Origin of the sequence: Nocardia arthritidis NBRC 100137 (assembly GCF_001612765.1) — a bacterium.
GTDB classification, from domain to species: Bacteria; Actinomycetota; Actinomycetes; order Mycobacteriales; family Mycobacteriaceae; genus Nocardia; species Nocardia arthritidis.
Window position 1 is genome coordinate 99,340 of the sequence record NZ_BDBB01000007.1, and the last position, 17,796, is coordinate 117,135.

The window sequence follows — 17,796 nt, forward strand, 5'->3', positions numbered from 1 at the left end:
TCAGGGCGTGGCCGGTTCGACTTCGCGTTCGGCCCGCAGCGGTTGCCGCACGGTCGCGAACCACGTCGCGTGGAACGCCGCCGCCAGTCCGGCGAGCAGTCCGAGCACCACCGTGCCCGCGAGCACCGGGTACTCGGCCATCGGTACCGCGAGGTAGCGGTAGGACAGCAGTAGCGCGGCCAGCACGATGACACCGGAGCCGACCAGCCGGACCCGGAACCATCCCCAGCCGCGCTCCGGCTCGCGCAGCGCCGATTCGACGGTGAGGCAAAGCACCGCCCCTGCGACCAGGTCGACGCCGTAGTGGTAGCCGAAACCGAGGGTCGCGATGAGGGTCGCCAGCAGCCAGAACGCGCCGCCCCAGCGCAGCAAGGCCGGGGCGGGCTCGCCGTCGGAGTCGCGGCGGGTGTGCAGGAACACCGACAGCGCCCAGGCCGTGTGCATCGAGGGCATGCAGTTGCGCGGAATGGCCGCGTCGAACGGCAGCGGCAGCGGATTCCGGTCGATCGGCGGCACCACACCCGGCCAGTAATTGCCCAGTTGCAGCCCGTTTCCGTCGGGTCCGAACGCGAACATCGGCCCGACCACCGGGAACATCACATACACCAGAGGACCGATCAATCCGAGCACCAGGAAGGTCCGCACCAGATAGTGCGACGGCCACCGGCCCGACGACACCACCCCGCGCAGCTGCCACACCGCCACGACGATGGCCGCCACGGGCAGTTCGATGTAGACCCAGTGCAGGACCGCGTAGACCACCGGCCCGAGCGCGTCGACCGCCCGGCCGAGCACCCACGACGGATCGCCCAGCGCATGGTCGGCCAAGATCACGTATTCGTCGAGGACCGAGGGACTACCGATCACGGTGACGTGCAGCCAGACGTCGCCGACCTTCGTGGCCAGGATGAGCAGCGCGCCGAGCGCGGCCGCGTGCAGCGCGTTGCGCCGTTCGGCGCCGGACCAGCGCAGCCAGGCCACCAGCGCCAAGCCGGTCAGCACGATCACCGGTCCGTTCCCGATCACCAACGGCTCTCCGGCCAGCAAGCGGGCGCCCGCCCACACCACGTCGACGGCGACCGCGGCGCCCACCGCGACCAGCCTGCGGCGGGCCGAAACACCCACCAGCGCAAGGACCAGCCCCGCCCAGGGCACCGACATGGACTTGGGGGTGCCGATGTAGTCCCGCGCCACGCTCTCCAGCGGGCCGTCGAACCCCTGCCAGAGGGCGACGACCTGCAACACGATCAGCAGGACAGGCACCGCGGCCACCGCCGCGGTGACCCGGACCCGAGTCCGCGGAACGGGACGGCGCGATACCGCGCTTCCTGCTTTGGCACCCGGGTCTTCGACTAGCATCCGACCATAGTAAACGGGGGATGAACGCCATCCCCCTGGCCAGCTGAACGACAGCCGACCTATCCGCGCCCGGACGTTACTGTTTCAGCTCCTCGACCAGCGCGTCCACCACGGCGATCAGGTCGCCCTGCGACGCCGCGGCGACGCGGCGCTGCCGTTGATAGGACGCGCCCCGCTTGGGGATCTCGGCGACCATCGCGAGCTCGTCCGCGCAGCCCAGTCGCGCCGCCGTCGGCTCCAGCCGGTTCAGCAGATCGTCCAGGTCGTCGGTGACCAAGCGCTCGTTGCTGTCGGCATCGGTGATGATGATCGCGTCCAGTCCGTACCGGGCGGCCCGCCACTTGTTCTCCTGCACATGCCACGGCGGCAGGGTGGGCAGGGTTTCGCCGTTCTCGACTCGCTGGTCCAGGTCGACGATCAGGCAATGGGTGAGCGCGGCCAGCGCGGCGAGTTCGGCGCGCGTGGAGATGCCGTCGCAAACCCGCACCTCGATGGTGCCCCACTTGGGCGCCGGGCGGATATCCCAGTGCATACCGCCCAGCTGGGTGAACACACCGGTCTTGACCTCGTCGTGCACGAAATGCTCGAACTGGGTCCAGTTCTCGAACTGGAACGGCAGGCCCGCGGTCGGCAGCTGCTGGAACATCAGCGTCCGGTTGCTGGCGTAGCCGGTGTCCGATCCGGACCACATCGGCGAGCCCGCCGACAGCGCGAGCAGATGCGGATACGACAGCAGCAACGAGTTGAGGATCGGAAACACCTTGTCGCGGTGGGATACTCCGACGTGCACGTGCACGCCCCAGATCATCATCTGGCGACCCCACCACTGCGTGCGCTCGATCAGCTCGTCGTAGTGCTCCGACCGGGTGAGCTGCTGGGCCGACCACTGCGCGAACGGATGGGTGCCCGCGCAGAACAGGTCGACGCCGAGCGAGTCGGCCGCGCGCCGCACCGTGTTCATGGTGCCGGTCAGGTCCTCCACCGCGGCACCCACGGTCTCGTGCACGCCGGTGACGAACTCGACGGTGTTACGCAGCAGCTCCTTGGTCACCTGCGGTGTGCCGTCGTGGGCCCGCAGCTCACCGAGCGAATCGAACACCGCGGCGGCGGTATTCGACAGGTCGCGGGTCACCTTGTCCACCAAGGCGATCTCCCATTCGACCCCGATCGTGGGCCGGGGCGAACCTTCGAAGGGAACGTGCTCGATTCCTGCCCCGGCCATATACCACCGCGCTACTGGATCACGCCACAAGCGACACGGCCGCCCGCGTCGCCCGTCGCTAGGGTCGTCTCGTCCGGACCCGCGACGCCATCGGCGCGGTTGTAACGATTCGGGATGTTGCCGAAGTTGTCGGCGTCGGCGTGGATGATCAGGGCCTTGCCCTTCACGTCGTCCAGGGTCACCGCGTCGGTGCTGGTGACCAGCTTGGCGACGCCGTCGCCACGCACCTCGAGCGAGGTCAGATCACCGCTGGCCGGGTGCGCGTTGGCGCTGCCGACCTGCAGATGACCACCGGCGGACAGGAAATCGCCCGCCGGGCCGCCGGTCGGTGCGACGGAGTTGGGCTCGCACTTGCCCACTTGGTGCACGTGCAGGCCGTGGAAGCCGGGGCGCAGCCCGTGGGCTTCGACGGTGACCTGCAGGTGGTTGCCGTCCTTGGCGAAGTTCGCGGTGCCGACCGAGGCGCCCGAGGGGTCTTTCAACTGCACGTTCACCCCCTGCTCCGAATTCGGAGCGCCGTGCTCGGAGCTCGACTGCCCGGCCGGGGCGCCGGACCCGGTCCACACCGGCGGAGTGGTTCCCTGGACGTCACTCGACTCCTGGCTGTTCGAGCAGGCGGCGAGGCCGAACACCGCGACCGCGAGCACCGGGGTCACAGTCCGCCAGGACGGGCGTCGAGTTGTGGACGGGGCCATCGGGGAACTCCTTTACGAGTACCGAGTTTACGAGTAAAGCTGGGTGGACACGTTCGTTACCGGACAAGATGATGCCACGCCGCCGTGCCGTGTCCCTCGACAGGGCGGCGCGCCCTCACCTCACGTTCGCCGGTCCGAGCGTGCGAACAGCGGCCACACGGGTCAGTTACCCGTGACGATCACCGTTACACCCGGTCCGGTGTCCCCGATTCCGTCCGACTTCGCCGCCACCGACGCGCCGAGCTCGTCCGCGACGGCCTGCGCCGCCTCCTTGTCGCCGGGCGAAGTGCCGTAGTACACAGTGGTTTTCGAGATACTCGCGCCGGGGTAGTTGCCCGTTTCCGCGATCGTCCACCCGCTCGCCGAGAGCTGGCCCGCCGTCTTGGCGGCGAGCCCGGGCACCATGCTGTTGTTCAGCACGCGCACCGGGACCGAACGGGCCGCCGTGGAGGTGGTCGGCGCGGCGGTCGTGGTCGGCTTGGCCGTCGCCACCGCGGTGGACGAGGACGCGACCGAGGCCGCCGCCTTGGGCGTGGTCGTGCCGGCCGGGATCTGGGGCGCGGCCGTCGCGCTCGAGGTGGGCGATTCGCCGGTCCCCGAGGCGTCGCTGTCGGCGTCGGAACTCGACAACGACATCGCGCCCAGGCCGGCGAAGACGATGGCCAACGCGATCAGCACCATCGCCAGGGCACGCAACGGTGGCCCACCGGAGGTGGGATTCGGGTAGCTCACCCTCGCGAGCCTAGTCGCACGAGGCGGGTCAGGGTCCGCATCGCCGGGTCAGACCTGGAATCCCAGCCGCCGCGCCGCACGCGCCTTCTGCCTGCTCGCGCGCAGCCTGCGCAGCCGCTTCACCAGCATCGGGTCGGCGGCCAGCGACTCCGGCCGGTCGACCACCGCGTTGAGCACTTGGTAGTAGCGGGTCGGCGACATGGCGAACAGCTCGCGGATCGCCTCCTCCTTGGCCCCCGCGTACTTCCACCACTGTCGCTCGAAAGCCAGGATGTCGAGTTCGCGACGGCTCAGCCCGGAGCCGTCCGCCTGGTCGGCCGCGGCCTGCCCCGTCGTGACATCTTCGCTCGCGGAAGGGCCGTCCTGGCTCTCGGAAAGATTCCGTGCCGCTGCGCCGTCCATCTCGCTCCCTCGCCGAGTAACCACCAGACGAAAATGGTGCTTGTACGTCGCGGAACATTCAACCACGCAGCCCGGGAATCGCCCGGGGCACGACGCGGCGTGTTCCCTACCTGCCGGTAGTTCCGGTCCCCGCTCCGGTACCCGGAGCGCTGTGACGTGGCACGCCCGGCAATAATTGGCCCATGGCAATCCTCCCGATCGTGATCGTCGGCGACCCGGTTCTGCACAACCCCACCGAACGGGTCACCCAATCGCCGGAGGAATTGGCTCCGCTCATCGCGGACATGTACGAGACGCTCGACGCGGCGCACGGCGTCGGTCTCGCGGCCAACCAGGTCGGCGTTCCGCTGCGCCTGTTCGTCTACGACTGCCCCGACCTGGGCGCGGACGGCGCCGCGACCCGGCGCCGCGGCGTGGTGGTCAACCCGGTACTGGAGACCTCGCAGGTCCCGGAGTCCATGCCCGACCCGGACGACGACGAGGAGGGCTGTCTGTCGGTACCCGGCGAGCAGTTCCCCACCGGCCGCGCCGAATGGGCGAAGGTGACCGGTACCGACGAGCACGGCGAGCCGGTCGAGGTGGAGGGCAAGGGTTTCTTCGCCCGCATGCTCCAGCACGAGGTCGGGCACCTGGACGGGTTCCTCTACGTGGACGTGCTGATCGGCCGCAACGCACGGGCCGCCAAGAAGGCGATCAAACGCAACGGCTGGGGCACACCGGGTTTGAGCTGGCTGCCCGGCACCGATCCCGACCCGTTCGGGCATGACGACTGACCCCGCCGCCGGCCTGCCCGATATTCCGCTCGGCCGCCGCGTGGTGCTGCGCTATCGGTTGCCCGCGGGTTATCCCCAACCGTTGACCGACGTGATCGGCGAACTCGTCGCGCTGGATCCGCCCACCGTGCGCGGCGCCGACGGCACGGTCGTCTCGGTGGCGCCGGAGCGCGTGGTGGCGCTGAAAGCGCTCGGCCCCAGGCCGATTCGCACCAAGGAGATCCGCGCGCTGGAGGCCGCGGCCGCCTACGCCTGGCCGGGCGTGGAACACGCGTGGATCGACGGCTGGCTGGCACGTGCGGGTCGTGGATACACCGGGCGCGCGAACTCCGCTGTGCCGCTGGGCAGTTCCGAGGTGCCCCCCACGGTGTCCGCGGAGACGCTGCACCGGATCGGCGCGTGGTACACCGCGCACGGCCTGCCCTTGCAGCTCGCGCTGCCCGATCGGCTCGCCCCCGTGCCGCCCGGCTGGCACAGCTGGCGAGAAACGCTCATGCTCGCCATCGACATCGACAATTTCGTTCTGCCCCAGGGTCCTTCGATGGTGCGGATCGCCGCCGCCCCCGACGCCGACTGGCTCGAGACACACCGTTACGGCGGCGAAGTTCCCGCCGCGCAGGCGATTCCCGCGCCCGCACCGGATCCCGAGGTGCTGACCGCGGTCCTCGACGGCGAACTCGGCTTCGCCTCGCTCGGCCTGCCGCGTCCCATCGCGATCGGCCGCGGCGCGCTCACCACCGCCCCGGACGGACGCCGCTGGGTCGGCCTCACCTGTGTGGCCGTCGCCGCCGCGCATCGCAGGCACGGGCTCGGCTCGCTGGTCTGCGCGGAGCTGGTGCGCTGGGGCCACGACCGCGGCGCGACCCACGCCTACCTCCAGGTGGAGGCCACCAACGAGGCGGCCCGCGCGATGTACCGCGAACTGGGCTTCGTCGAACACCACGCCTACCGCTACGCCGCGCCGGAACCCCTCGCCGGGCCCGGCGGCCTGCGGTAGAACAGACCTGTCACCCGCGCGAAGGAAGGCCGCCGTGCGTCTCGCCACCTGGAATGTCAACTCGATCCGTTCCCGGCTCGATCGTGTCGTGGACTGGCTCGACCGCCAGGACATCGACGTGCTGGCCCTTCAGGAGACCAAGTGCCGGGACGACCAGTTCCCGTTCGAGCGCTTCGACGAACTGGGCTACGAAGTGGCCCACCTGGGCATCAACCAGTGGAACGGAGTGGCGATCGCCTCCCGGGTCGGCCTCGCCGACGTGGAATTCGCCTTCCCCGGTCAACCTGGTTTCGACAAGGACGCGGGCGAGTCGCTGATCAGCACGCCGGTCGTCGAGTCCCGCGCGATCGGGGCCACCTGCGGTGGCGTGCGGGTGTGGAGCCTGTACGTGCCCAACGGCCGCACCTTGGCCGACCCGCACTACGCCTACAAGCTGGAATGGCTTGCCGCGCTGCGGGACAACGGCGCACGCTGGCTGGCCGAGAACCCACAGGCCGAGATCGCGCTGGTGGGCGACTGGAACATCGCGCCGACCGACGACGATGTGTGGTCCGTGGAGTACTTCGCCGACAAGACGCACACGTCGATACCGGAACGCGATGCCTTTCAGGCCGTCGTGGACGCCGGGTACGCGGACGTCATGCGACCGTTCGCGCCGGGGCCGGGCGTCTACACCTACTGGGACTACACCCAGCTGCGCTTCCCACGCAAGGAGGGGATGCGCATCGATTTCATCCTCGCCTCCCCCGCGCTCGCCGCCACCGTGACGGACGCGACGGTCGATCGCGAGGCACGAAAGGGCAAGGGCGCCAGCGACCACGCTCCGGTAATCGCCGAATTCGCCGACGGACCCGGGCCCTCGTGACCCGCCCGGCGCAGCCACCCTTCCCGCGCCGCAGCGGAAACCGGGCAACCGGTGCCCGCCTGGGCGGTGTGAACAGCGACTCGGCCATGGGGCAACGGCAGCGGGCGCAGCACCTCGGCCCGGAGCGCCGCCGCCCGCAGGTACTCGACACCGCGCTGGCCATCGCCGTGGACAACGGCATCGCCGCGGTCACCATGGCCGCGATCGCGGAGCGGATGAAGGTGACCCGGCCGGTGGTCTACGCCTGCTTCGCCGATCGGGTCGAGCTGATCGAGGCGCTCATCCAGCGCGAGGAGGGCTACCTGGTCAGCGGCGTGCTGGAGGTGGTGACGCCGCGCGACGTGGACGCGGACGAGACCGTATTCGTCGAGGGGTTCCGCGCGCTGCTGACCAAGGCCGCGAGCCGCCCCGACGCCTGGCGGCTGGTCTACGGCAACCCCGACCCCGCCGTGGCGAACTCGTTCGGTCGTGGCCGCAAGCTGGTCATCGAGCGCTGCGCCAAGCTTCTGCGACCGACGCTGCGCGCCTGGGGCACCGCGGACGCCGAGCGCAAGCTGCCCGTGCTGGTGGAGCAGTGGGTCTCCGCGGGTGAGGGGGCGGTGCGCGCGCTGCTCGCGGACCAGGACGGCTGGACACCGGCGGATCTCGGCGCGTTCGTCGGGGCCGCGGTCTACCGCGCCCTGCGAAACGCCTGATAGGCGACGCGGCCGCATTACGATGGTGATCAACTATCCGACCACCGGTTGGCGGAGGAACGGTCATGGCGTTCTATCGGCAAGTGGGTGCGGTACCGCCGAAGCGGCACACCCAGCATCGCGATGAGCAGGGCCGGCTCTACTACGAGGAGCTGATGGGCGAGGAGGGCTTCTCCGGCGACTCCTCGCTGCTCTATCACCGCGGCCTTCCGCCTGCGCTGGTCGATTCGACGGTCTGGGAGTTGCCCGATCAGCGGACCACGCCGAATCATCCGTTGCGCCATCGTCATCTGCGGCTGCACAACCTGTTTCCCGGCGACACGCCGTCGGAGACCGATCCGGTCACCGGGCGGCGGTTGTTGCTCGGCAACGCCGACGTGCGCATCTCCTACGTCGTCGCCAAGGGCGGATCGCCGTTGTACCGCAACGCGATCGGCGACGAGCTGGTGTACGTGGAGGCCGGCGCGGCGGTGGTCGAAACCGTGTTCGGCGCGCTGCCCGCGCGGCAGGGCCACCAAGTGCTCATTCCGCGGGCCACCACGCATCGCTGGCGTCCCACCGGCCCGGAACCGCTGCGGGCGTATGTGATCGAGGCGACCGGCCACATCACTGCGCCGAAGCGCTACTTGTCGAAGTTCGGTCAGCTGCTCGAGCACGCCCCGTACTGCGAGCGCGACCTGCACGGACCGGCCGAGACGATCACCGCGACCGGCACCGAGGTGGAAGTGCTGGTCAAGCACCGGGCCGGCGGGCAGGTCGTCGGCACCCGGATGGTCTACGCCACCCACCCGTTCGACGTGGTCGGCTGGGACGGCTGCCTGTATCCGTTCACGTTCGACATCGCCGACTTCGAGCCGATTACCGGGCGCATCCATCAGCCGCCGCCCGTCCATCAGGCATTCGAGGGCGGCAACTTCGTCATCTGCAATTTCGTGCCGCGCAAGGTGGACTACCACCCGCTGTCGATTCCCGTGCCGTACTACCACTCCAACGTCGATTCCGACGAGGTCATGTTCTATTGCGGCGGCAATTACGAAGCGCGCAAGGGTTCCGGGATCACCCAGGGCTCGGTGTCGGTGCACCCCGGCGGCTACGCCCACGGTCCGCAGCCCGGTGCCTACGAGAACAGCATCGGCATCGACTACTTCGACGAGCTGGCCGTCATGGTGGACACCTTCCGCCCGCTGGAACTCGGTGAAGGCGCCCTGGCCTGCGAGGACCCGACCTACGCGTGGACCTGGTCCGGGCGGGGCCCCGCGTGAGGACCAGGGTCGAGGTATCCCCGGAGTCCCTGTTCGGTCCTGACAACCTGCCGTACGGGGTGTTCGCGCCGCGCGGAAGAAGCCACCGGGTGGGTGTGCGGCTCGGCGAACACGTCATCGATGTGCTCGCGCTCCTGGATGATCCGGTGTTCGCCGAACCGAGCCTGAACGCCTTCCTGGCGCAGGGGCCCGCACGCTGGCGCGCGGTCCGCGACCGGATTCGCGAGGCAGTCGAAGGCGAGCTGGACAGCGCCGCCGTCCATCCCCTGTCCGAGGTGGAACTGCGGCTGCCCGTACGGATCGGCGACTACGTGGACTTCTACGCCAGCATCGATCACGCGACGAATCTCGGTCGCCTGTTCCGGCCGGACGGTGACCCGTTGCTGCCGAACTGGCGCCACCTGCCGGTGGGCTATCACGGGCGGGCGGGGACCGTGGTGGTGTCCGGCACCGAGGTGGCGCGGCCGTGCGGGCAGCGCCGGTCCGAATCCGGTGCCCCGGAGTTCGGCCCCTCGCGGCGGCTGGACATCGAGGCCGAACTCGGCTTCGTGATCGGTGTCGGCTCGCGGCTCGGCGTGCCGGTCGGCATCGACGAGTTCGCCGACCGGGTCTTCGGCGTCGCGCTGGTCAACGATTGGTCCGCACGCGATATCCAGGCCTGGGAGTATCAACCGCTCGGGCCTTTCCTCGGTAAGTCGTTCGCGACCTCGCTCGCACCGTGGATCACCCCGCTGGCCGCCCTGGAGTCCGCGCGCATACCGCTGCCCGAGCAGTCGCCCGCGCCGCTGCCCTACCTGCTGGGTAACGAGGCGTGGGGCCTGGACATCGAGCTCACCGTGGCGTGGAACGGGCAACCGGTCGCGCACCCGCCCTATGCCCGGATGTACTGGTCACCGGCGCAGATGCTCGCTCATCTCACCGCGAACGGAGCTTCTACTCGTCCCGGTGATCTGTACGCCTCGGGCACCATCTCCGGCCCCGAACCGGACCAGCGCGGGTCGTTCATCGAGTTGTCCTGGGGTGGGAGTCGACCGATTCCGCTGAACAACGGGCAACGCACCTTTCTCGAAGACGGCGACGAAGTGACGATCACGGCATCGGCTCCCGGTCCCCGCACGTCCCGCATAGGATTGGGCGAGGTCACCGGCCGCATCGGTCCCGCGCATCCGCGCTGAGCCCCGCTACCGAGCGGTGCTGCCCCGGTCTGTCGCCGGCCGTTCGGCATCGGTCCGGCCGTCGCTGAAGGCTCTCCACCGATCCTGGTGGAACGCGCCGACGGCCGCGAGAGTCCCCCGCTCCGCCGAGCGCAGCAGCAATCTTCCAGCGCTTGAGCTCGCCCCCTTCTGGGTACGCCGCGGCTACGGTTGCATCCGCCAGACAAGGAGCGAGGTCATGACCGATCGGCCGGACGTAGCGCACCGCAGGCCCGATGGCGTCGACGACACCACCGTCGCCGCCACCGGCAAACTCTCGGAGGCCCTGGAGATCATCGAACGCGCCCGCGGTCACCTGTACGCCTTCCACCAGCTGACCGGCGGCGGCGACCTGGCGCTCGACGAGGCCGTGGAGCTGTTCCGCGAGGCGGGCCATGCCCGCATCGCCGACCGGATATCCACCGAGTTGATCGGTCGCAACGTGCTGGCCGGACGCTGGACGTTCCAGATCATCGAGGAATACGACGACGGCTACTACGCCCTGTTCCGCGACATCGAACGGGCCGCCCGAGACGAATTGCTCGACGGTCGCCGCCACCTCTACGAAGCCGAGATGAAAGAAGCCCGCCGCACCCGCGGCGCGCCCGGCCATTCGGCCGAGCCGGAAGACTCGTGATCTCGACCGGAAATCCCCTGCACGAGCGCCTGACCGGTCGCCCGGGTATTCAGCGGCGCCTCATCCCGGCACGCGACTTTCGACCGCGCCTCGGCACTCGCCCCCCGGTGCCGCTGCCTGGGAGTTCGCTCGATCGCGGCGAATCGCCGGGCACGCGGCCGGGCGGTCCGGGTATGGTCGGGCAGGAAAATTTCACAACCAACGGGGGCTCGCACCAGCGGGCTGAGAGGACGGCTAGCCGAGAGGCGTCAGGGCCGTCGACCGTATGAACCTGACCGGGTAATGCCGGCGTAGGGAGGAAAAGATGGCACCCGCCGCTGCGTCCGACGGCGCAACCGCACCAGTCGACAGCGTCACCACCGGCCCCATCGAGGGCAGCGTCAAGCACTATCTCGAAGTCGAAGACCTGCGCATACCGGTGCGCCGGATCAATCTGACCAATGGCGAACACTTCGACGTCTACGACACGTCGGGGCCGTACACCGACGAGACTGCGACGATCGATCTCGAAGGCGGTCTACCGAAGCTGCGTGACACCTGGACCAGATCCGAGGGGGCGGGCCCGCGCACCCAGCTCGCCTGGGCCCGCGAGGGCATCGTCACCCCCGAGATGCGCTTCATCGCCGCGCGCGAAGGCGTCGCGGCGGAGCTGGTGCGCGAAGAGGTCGCCGCCGGCCGCGCGGTGATCCCGGCCAACCACAAGCATCCGGAACTCGAGCCGACCATCATCGGCAAGAAATTCCTGGTCAAGATCAACGCGAACATCGGCAACTCGGCCGTCTCCTCCTCGATCGCCGAGGAGGTGGAGAAGATGGTGTGGGCGACCCGCTGGGGCGCGGACACCATCATGGACCTGTCCACCGGCAAGAACATCCACGAGACGCGCGAGTGGATTCTGCGCAACTCCCCCGTCCCGGTCGGCACCGTGCCGATCTACCAGGCGCTGGAGAAGGTGAACGGCGACCCGACCGCGCTCACCTGGGAGATCTACCGCGACACCGTGATCGAGCAGTGCGAGCAGGGCGTCGACTACATGACCGTGCACGCGGGCGTGCTGCTGCGCTACATCCCGCTGACCGCGAAGCGGGTGACCGGCATCGTCTCGCGCGGCGGGTCGATCATGGCGGCCTGGTGCCTGGCGCATCACCAGGAATCGTTCCTGTACACGCACTTCGAGGAACTCTGCGAGATCCTCGCGCGCTACGACGTCACCTTCTCCCTCGGCGACGGCCTGCGGCCCGGCTCCATCGCCGACGCCAACGACGAGGCGCAATTCGCCGAGCTGCGCACCCTGGGAGAACTGACCAAGATCGCGAAATCCCATGGCGTGCAGGTGATGATCGAGGGCCCCGGTCACGTGCCGATGCACAAGATCGTGGAGAACGTCCGGCTCGAGGAGGAGTGGTGCGAGGAGGCGCCATTCTACACGCTCGGCCCGCTCGCCACCGACATCGCACCGGCCTACGACCACATCACCTCGGCCATCGGCGCGGCCATCATCGCGCAGGCGGGCACCGCCATGCTCTGCTACGTCACACCGAAAGAACACCTGGGCCTGCCCAACCGCGACGACGTGAAAGTCGGCGTGATCACCTACAAGATCGCCGCGCACGCCGCCGACCTGGCCAAGGGACACCCGCACGCCCAGCAGCGGGACGACGAACTGTCCAAGGCCCGTTTCGAATTCCGCTGGCGTGACCAGTTCGCGCTGTCGCTCGACCCGGACACCGCACGCGAGTACCACGACGAAACGCTGCCCGCCGAACCCGCCAAGACGGCGCACTTCTGCTCGATGTGCGGCCCGAAGTTCTGCTCGATGCGAATCTCGGCGGACGTGCGCGAATACGCCGAGCGCCACGGCCTGAACGAGGTCGAGGCGCTGGAAGCGGGCATGGCGGAGAAGTCCGCCGAGTTCGCAGGCAAAGGCAACGCCGTCTACCTGCCCGTCGTCTCGTAACGACCACCCGCCGCCCGCCGCATTCCTGCGCTGCGGTGGGCGGCGGGACGCCGGTTCGTCGCCTGGTCAGGGTTCGAGGTAGAGCCGTTCGCAGGGTAAGCGTGGAAGCCCGGTCGGGTCGCCGGGCAGCACAGTTACTGCGTCGGGGCGATGATGGGCGTTCCATTCCTGCACGAACACCAGGGCGGCGGTCAGGCAGGCGGCGAAGTCCATGCGCTGGTCGTGCAGGTAGACCGACAGGTGCACGTCGGGCTCCTCCGGGTGCGGAGACCCTGCCGGGCCGGTCATCACCCCCGCACTCCCGCACCGGTGTGGTCACCGGGTGGTGGGGGCGCGGACGTGGGATACAGCGCGCGGCCCAGCATCACATGCCCCGGCATGACCACGCTGCACACCCGCGCGAACTCGGCCGGGACCGACCCGCCCAGATGCGCCATCCCCGGAACGATCACCGCCCCCGCCCGCGCCACGTGCACCATTTCCAGCACAGCCGTCACAATGACCAACGAGACGGTCTGCGGGGCAACCACATACGTGTGCGACAACGTATATCCGTGCCGACGCGCCAGCGCGTCAATGGTGGCCTGATCGCTAGCCGCCTCCGCACCCGCGACCGATAGGCACCGCAACCCGATCGCCGACACACCCGGCGCAACCGTCGGCAAACCCCGCAGCGGCATGGACTCGTCTCTCAGATACGCCGCCATCCGTTCCAACTCGGCCACACCCGCCGAATACAACCCCTGCTCGCTGCTCGCATCCATATCCCTGCGCCTCCCTGCGATCCGATTGGAAAGCACCCGACGCCGAGGGCATCAACACCAGCCAGCGGCCTTAGCTGCGCTGGCGCGGCTGAGATGAGGAATCCGCCCGCTCACCCCGGCGTCGGGGCCGCAGTCAGCGTCACAGGCTGAGGAGTTGTCCAACAATGGCACTCTCGGCGACATCCGGTTGAAAGTGCCATCGGTGGGATGTGTAATGCGTTGAGGGAGCTAATATTCCAGCCGTATAAGGTCTGCGAGTTCTCGCATTTCGGGGGTCAGGGTGCGGCGCTTGACGACGATCCGGCCGAGCAGGTCTTTGGCGGATCGCTGTTCGATCAGCCAAGGCCGAGCCTCACGCGACAGCTGAGTCAGAACATCGAACGCGGTGTCATAGCCACGAAGTTCGATGTGCGCTGCCGCGACATCGAGCAGATGCCTGTTGCGGTTGTCCGACGTCGGGCTGAGCCCTGGCGGCACGTCCCCTGCCAGTCGCAATGCCAGGTCGGGACGGTCGTCGACGATGGCATTTTCGACACGCTTCATAGCGACCGTGGCAGGCCCGAACGTCGTCCAGTATTGGTGATAGCTACCCGTGTCCCGCTTGACCGCCACCGCTGCCGCGTTCGCGAGGCGGATCATGTCGTCTGCTTCATCCGGGCGGTTGTCGCGGATCGCTGCGGCCGAGCCGCGCAGCAGCAACCATCCCCATGTCGAAAGTTCCCGCGTCGTGGCCACCGACAAGCGGGGCTCGATCCGGTCTGCCCATGACACCGCCAGGGTGCGGACCTGCTCGAACCGTCGCTCGACAAGCAGCAACCAACACAGAGTGATCACCGCCGAGGCGGCATCGAGCACGCTCCCTGTTGCCTCGGCATCCCGAAGCGACTGCTCGAGTGCCGTTCTTGCGGGCTGGAGCTGCCGCGTCTGGACCATCACAGAGCCAACCAGCTGAAGGATGCGCGAGCGGATCAGCGGCGGGGCCTCGCGGCCGTCGGCTATCAGCTGTGGAAGCACGCGGGCCAACTGCTCGTACTCGTTGTCGTGGTAGAGCTTCACCGCTGCGGCAAGAGACTCGTACATGCTGCGCTCGGGCGGCGGATCGATCGCTTGCGGTGCTGGGGTGGTGATGAGTGCTTGCCGAGTCGGGTGCCAGAGTTCCCCGTTCCCGTTCTCAGGGAGGCGAGGGTCGGGGCCGAGTAGCGCGGAGAGCGGGCAGCTCATCGCCACCGCCAGCCGTCGAAGCGTCTGCATCCGGGTGTCGTCGCGTTCGCCCTGCTCGATCTTGCGAATCAGGGACAGCGATACCCCCGAACTGTCTGCGAGTTCACGTTGTGTCAGACCGCTACGCTTGCGAACCGATCGCAGGCGTTCCCCGAGATCTGTGCCCATGGCCCGAGGTTACGGGACCTGTTGGTTCTCGTCAGCCGCGCGCATCGGCCCAAACTTCGAGGCCTCCCGAGGGCGCGATGAGCAGTCCGACCCGCCGGCCGAACCGATCAGGATTCGAGAAGCGTTGCCCAGCGGGCCGCCAATAGCGTGAGCGTCGTGTGCGTGCCCGGCCTCTATGACCTAAGGAGAAACGGAATGAAAGCGACTATCAGCTCGATCCTGCTCGGCGTCCAGGACATGGATCGGTCCAAGCGTTTCTACGTGGACGGGCTCGGTTGGAAGGTCGATCGGGACTACGGCGTGTCGGTGTTCTTCTCGGCCGAGGACGGGCCGCTCATCGGCTTCTACGGTCGCGAGGGTCTGGCCGCCGAGATGGGTACGAGTCCGGAAGGGAGCGGTTTCGGCGGGCTGGCCCTGACCTACGTGGTCCGCAGTGAGGCGCGGGTCGATGAGATTCTCGACGAAGCCGAGAAGGCCGGTGCCGCGATTCTCAAGCCGGCCGCCGCCACGCAGTGGGGTGGGTACGGCGGCACCTTCGCGGACCCGGACGGCTACATCTGGAGCATCGGCTACAGCGCCCAGGGCGAGGATCAGCCATACGCCGAGTAGCTGCCGAGACGAGCCCCCGATGTCCTAGGAGCACTGGGAGATCGAACGCAGTTGCCCGGCTTCACGGTTGACAGGCTGTGAAGCCGGAGCGCTGACAGCGGTCGCTGACCACGGATACGTCCACCCCTCCATCGGGTGGGGCTGAACCGGGAAGAGGCGCGGATCGAAAGCGTCCGTCCACACATGGCCGGCGCTTTTCCGATCAGAACCGCTCGGCGATCAGTAGGACTGGAGTTCGATCAATGTGCCCTCCGGGTCACGCAGGTGGGCGGTGCGCAGCCCGGGGCCCCACTGCGGCCGATCGGCCGGACCTGCGACAACCGTCGCGCCGTGCTCGGCGCACAGTTTCGCACCCGCGTCGACATCGCGGACCCGGCAGACGAACATGACCGCGTCCTGCGACGGCGCGGCTCGCTCCGGCAGCGCCGACGTCGCGACGACCTCCGCCATCGCGGAGCGATCGAAGAGCACAAGCGCACCTTGGTCCCCGACGTCCCAGTTCGCATAGGGACCCGCAGCGGTTCCCTTGATCAGCGTCGCCCCGATCAGCTCGGGCAGCACGGCCGCGTAGAACTCGAAGCTTTCGGCGAATCGGGTGACCAGAAGTCTCGGATGAAGTGCGTCCACGGCGTCTCCAACTAGTTGGTGCGGACCTATTGTAGGTCCAGACCTACAATAGATCGATGGACTCCGGACGCGCACTGCCGCCGAGCCTGCTCGGCCTCGACGTCTACCTCCTGTCCCGGGTGGGCAAGACCGCGCGCAGCCGATTCGCCGACCGGCTGGCCGTCCGCGGCCTGCGGCTGTGGCACATGGCGATCCTCGCGGCGCTGGCCGATTTCGGCCCGCACGCCCAACGGGATCTCGCCGAGCGCCTGGCCATCCACCCCAGCGACGTCGCCAAGATCGTCGACGAACTGGAAGCCGCCGGTCAGGTCGAACGCGCGCGCGACGAGCGCGACCGTCGCCGAATCACAGTGCGCATCACCCGCACCGGCCGCGCGGCATTTCGTTCCCTCGATCGCGAGGCCGGTCGGGTCGGCGACGAAATCCTCGCCCCGTTGGACCCGGTCGAGCGCGATCGACTACATGCGATGCTGGAACGCGTCTTCGCGCATGCGCATCCGGAGTCCACTATCGAGTGACTCCGCGACGACCCGCTGCGCGCGGATCTCCGGCGGCATCGGGGCGGGCCAGCGCGGCATCGTATCCGCTTCGTCACCAGCCTGCGGTGTCCCAGTGACACTAGCCACCACTGTAGATGGAACCTGTTGTGCCGCAGTGTCGTCTAAGACCAGTGAAGGAGATACCTTCAACAGACGGAGGGGACGACATGCGAACCATTTCGGTCGGGCGGCGACTTGTCACTACAATCGCGCTGACTGCCGCGTGCATCGGAGGCGCATCAACAGCTGGGGTCGCCATCGCACAGGCGGAGACACCGACCATTGCGGCCGAGCCCGTCAACCCGGCACACCCGCACTGGCAGTTCGAGTTCACCGCCAAATGGACCGTGACGTTGTCCTGCTACTTCGAGAATCTGGACCGGACAGACGCCACCGGCCCGGAGAAGTACACCGGGACGGGAAAGACGAAGGACGCGGCCGAGAAAGACGCCTGGAACAAGGCACAAGCGGCTGCACCCAAGGGGCGGAAGGTCAAGCACTGCCGCGTCGAGAACTCATCGAAGAAATAACAGGAAGGTTGTACGTGGACGACGACGAACACCAAGTGTGGGAGTTCGCGGTAGGACTCGGGCTGCCCGACGCGACCGGGCCCGGCGCCCTCGGCGGTGAAGGAATCCACCCCGTCGCGCTGGCGCTCGAAGAGAGCGTTCATCGGATCCGCGGGGTGAACCGTATCCCGTGCTTTACCAGCTTCGGACCGGTCACCGCGGTCGATGAGTTCGCGCAGCGCGCGTGGGGGGACGCCTACGACCCCGCGCGCATCCCAGTCGAATGCCGTCTCGCCGTCTATGTGACCGATGACGAGCTGGATGAACTGGTACCAGCGGTCGCAGAGGATCTCGGCATCGACGAGGACGGATACTCGACGGTGATTGGCCGTAAGGTCACCCTCGGCCTTCGGGCCATCTCGCTGGAGTCGCCAGAGAACCGCTTCTACCAGCACCTCGTCGACCAGTATCAGGATCAACCCACCACGGATTGACTCCGTCGCACTGAGGCAGAATCACCTGTCGGCGGATCCTCCAGGGAACACAGGACTCCTGACCGGTTCGCCCCGT

General features: G+C 68.3%; 21 protein-coding genes. 12 read left to right on the plus strand and 9 right to left on the minus strand.

The window, feature by feature from the left end:
- The 5 genes from NA8_RS07145 to napA form a co-directional block, all read right to left on the minus strand.
- The gene (locus NA8_RS07145) at positions 1-1,359 is read right to left on the minus strand and encodes a phosphatase PAP2 family protein (RefSeq protein ID WP_063049554.1); all 1,359 of its coding nucleotides are present in this window, start codon (positions 1,357-1,359) and stop codon (positions 1-3) included.
- 76 nt (positions 1,360-1,435) lie between these two features.
- On the minus strand, positions 1,436-2,581 hold the full coding sequence (locus NA8_RS07150; RefSeq protein WP_063049555.1) for a glutamate--cysteine ligase: 1,146 nt from the start codon (positions 2,579-2,581) through the stop codon (positions 1,436-1,438).
- 11 nt (positions 2,582-2,592) lie between these two features.
- The gene (gene sodC, locus NA8_RS07155; protein WP_063049556.1) at positions 2,593-3,276 is read right to left on the minus strand and encodes a superoxide dismutase[Cu-Zn]; all 684 of its coding nucleotides are present in this window, start codon (positions 3,274-3,276) and stop codon (positions 2,593-2,595) included.
- A gap of 162 nt (positions 3,277-3,438) precedes the next feature.
- Entirely contained in the window at positions 3,439-4,008 is a 570-nt protein-coding gene (locus NA8_RS07160) for a LytR C-terminal domain-containing protein (RefSeq protein WP_063049557.1), read from the minus strand.
- A 48-nt stretch (positions 4,009-4,056) separates the two neighbouring features.
- A complete protein-coding gene (gene napA / locus NA8_RS07165) occupies positions 4,057-4,410 on the minus strand; it encodes a nucleoid-associated protein NapA (protein WP_063049558.1) in 354 nt (117 codons plus the stop codon).
- 182 nt (positions 4,411-4,592) lie between these two features.
- Here napA and NA8_RS07170 point away from each other — a divergent pair, with 182 nt between their 5' ends.
- From NA8_RS07170 to thiC, 8 genes are all read left to right on the plus strand, one after another.
- Positions 4,593-5,183: a peptide deformylase gene (locus tag NA8_RS07170; protein WP_063049559.1), complete on the plus strand. Its 591-nt coding sequence runs from the start codon at positions 4,593-4,595 to the stop codon at positions 5,181-5,183.
- Complete coding sequence (locus NA8_RS07175) at positions 5,173-6,180, plus strand: N-acetylglutamate synthase, CG3035 family (RefSeq protein WP_063049560.1); 1,008 nt, start codon at positions 5,173-5,175, stop codon at positions 6,178-6,180. The genes NA8_RS07170 and NA8_RS07175 overlap by 11 nt, the downstream gene beginning before the upstream one ends.
- A gap of 34 nt (positions 6,181-6,214) precedes the next feature.
- Positions 6,215-7,045 carry an exodeoxyribonuclease III gene (locus NA8_RS07180; protein WP_063049561.1) on the plus strand — a complete coding sequence of 277 codons (831 nt, stop codon included), beginning with the start codon at positions 6,215-6,217 and terminating at the stop codon, positions 7,043-7,045.
- 68 nt (positions 7,046-7,113) lie between these two features.
- A complete protein-coding gene (locus NA8_RS07185) occupies positions 7,114-7,740 on the plus strand; it encodes a TetR/AcrR family transcriptional regulator (RefSeq protein WP_063049562.1) in 627 nt (208 codons plus the stop codon).
- A gap of 65 nt (positions 7,741-7,805) precedes the next feature.
- A complete protein-coding gene (locus NA8_RS07190; RefSeq protein WP_063049563.1) occupies positions 7,806-9,002 on the plus strand; it encodes a homogentisate 1,2-dioxygenase in 1,197 nt (398 codons plus the stop codon).
- The gene (fahA, locus tag NA8_RS07195; protein ID WP_063049677.1) at positions 8,999-10,177 is read left to right on the plus strand and encodes a fumarylacetoacetase; all 1,179 of its coding nucleotides are present in this window, start codon (positions 8,999-9,001) and stop codon (positions 10,175-10,177) included. The genes NA8_RS07190 and fahA overlap by 4 nt, the downstream gene beginning before the upstream one ends.
- A gap of 217 nt (positions 10,178-10,394) precedes the next feature.
- Entirely contained in the window at positions 10,395-10,832 is a 438-nt protein-coding gene (locus NA8_RS07200) for a hypothetical protein (RefSeq protein WP_063049564.1), read from the plus strand.
- Positions 10,833-11,136: 304 nt separating this feature from the next.
- Positions 11,137-12,789 (plus strand): phosphomethylpyrimidine synthase ThiC, encoded by a 1,653-nt coding sequence (gene thiC / locus NA8_RS07205; protein ID WP_040870651.1) that lies wholly within the window; start codon positions 11,137-11,139, stop codon positions 12,787-12,789.
- A gap of 66 nt (positions 12,790-12,855) precedes the next feature.
- Here the strand turns inward: thiC and NA8_RS07210 are convergent, their stop codons facing one another.
- The 3 genes from NA8_RS07210 to NA8_RS07220 all read right to left on the minus strand — a co-directional run bounded on the left by NA8_RS07210 (position 12,856) and on the right by NA8_RS07220 (position 14,942).
- Entirely contained in the window at positions 12,856-13,077 is a 222-nt protein-coding gene (locus NA8_RS07210; RefSeq protein WP_063049565.1) for a hypothetical protein, read from the minus strand.
- Positions 13,077-13,553, minus strand: a complete 477-nt coding sequence (locus tag NA8_RS07215; RefSeq protein WP_063049566.1) for a hypothetical protein — start codon at positions 13,551-13,553, stop codon at positions 13,077-13,079. Before NA8_RS07215 ends, NA8_RS07210 begins: the two co-directional genes overlap by 1 nt.
- A 228-nt stretch (positions 13,554-13,781) precedes the next feature.
- On the minus strand, positions 13,782-14,942 hold the full coding sequence (locus NA8_RS07220; RefSeq protein WP_063049567.1) for a helix-turn-helix domain-containing protein: 1,161 nt from the start codon (positions 14,940-14,942) through the stop codon (positions 13,782-13,784).
- Positions 14,943-15,137: 195 nt separating this feature from the next.
- Here NA8_RS07220 and NA8_RS07225 point away from each other — a divergent pair, with 195 nt between their 5' ends.
- Entirely contained in the window at positions 15,138-15,551 is a 414-nt protein-coding gene (locus tag NA8_RS07225) for a VOC family protein (protein WP_063049568.1), read from the plus strand.
- Positions 15,552-15,770: 219 nt separating this feature from the next.
- On the opposite strand, the gene NA8_RS07230 is transcribed toward NA8_RS07225, so the two are convergent.
- Positions 15,771-16,178 (minus strand): VOC family protein, encoded by a 408-nt coding sequence (locus tag NA8_RS07230; protein WP_063049569.1) that lies wholly within the window; start codon positions 16,176-16,178, stop codon positions 15,771-15,773.
- Between the two features lie 56 nt (positions 16,179-16,234).
- Between NA8_RS07230 and NA8_RS07235 the strand changes: the two genes are divergently transcribed.
- The 3 genes from NA8_RS07235 to NA8_RS07245 all read left to right on the plus strand — a co-directional run bounded on the left by NA8_RS07235 (position 16,235) and on the right by NA8_RS07245 (position 17,720).
- On the plus strand, positions 16,235-16,696 hold the full coding sequence (locus NA8_RS07235) for a MarR family winged helix-turn-helix transcriptional regulator (protein WP_063049570.1): 462 nt from the start codon (positions 16,235-16,237) through the stop codon (positions 16,694-16,696).
- A 188-nt stretch (positions 16,697-16,884) separates the two neighbouring features.
- Positions 16,885-17,247 (plus strand): hypothetical protein, encoded by a 363-nt coding sequence (locus tag NA8_RS07240; protein WP_063049571.1) that lies wholly within the window; start codon positions 16,885-16,887, stop codon positions 17,245-17,247.
- A 14-nt stretch (positions 17,248-17,261) separates the two neighbouring features.
- Positions 17,262-17,720 carry a hypothetical protein gene (locus NA8_RS07245; protein ID WP_063049572.1) on the plus strand — a complete coding sequence of 153 codons (459 nt, stop codon included), beginning with the start codon at positions 17,262-17,264 and terminating at the stop codon, positions 17,718-17,720.
- Positions 17,721-17,796 lie beyond the last annotated feature (76 nt).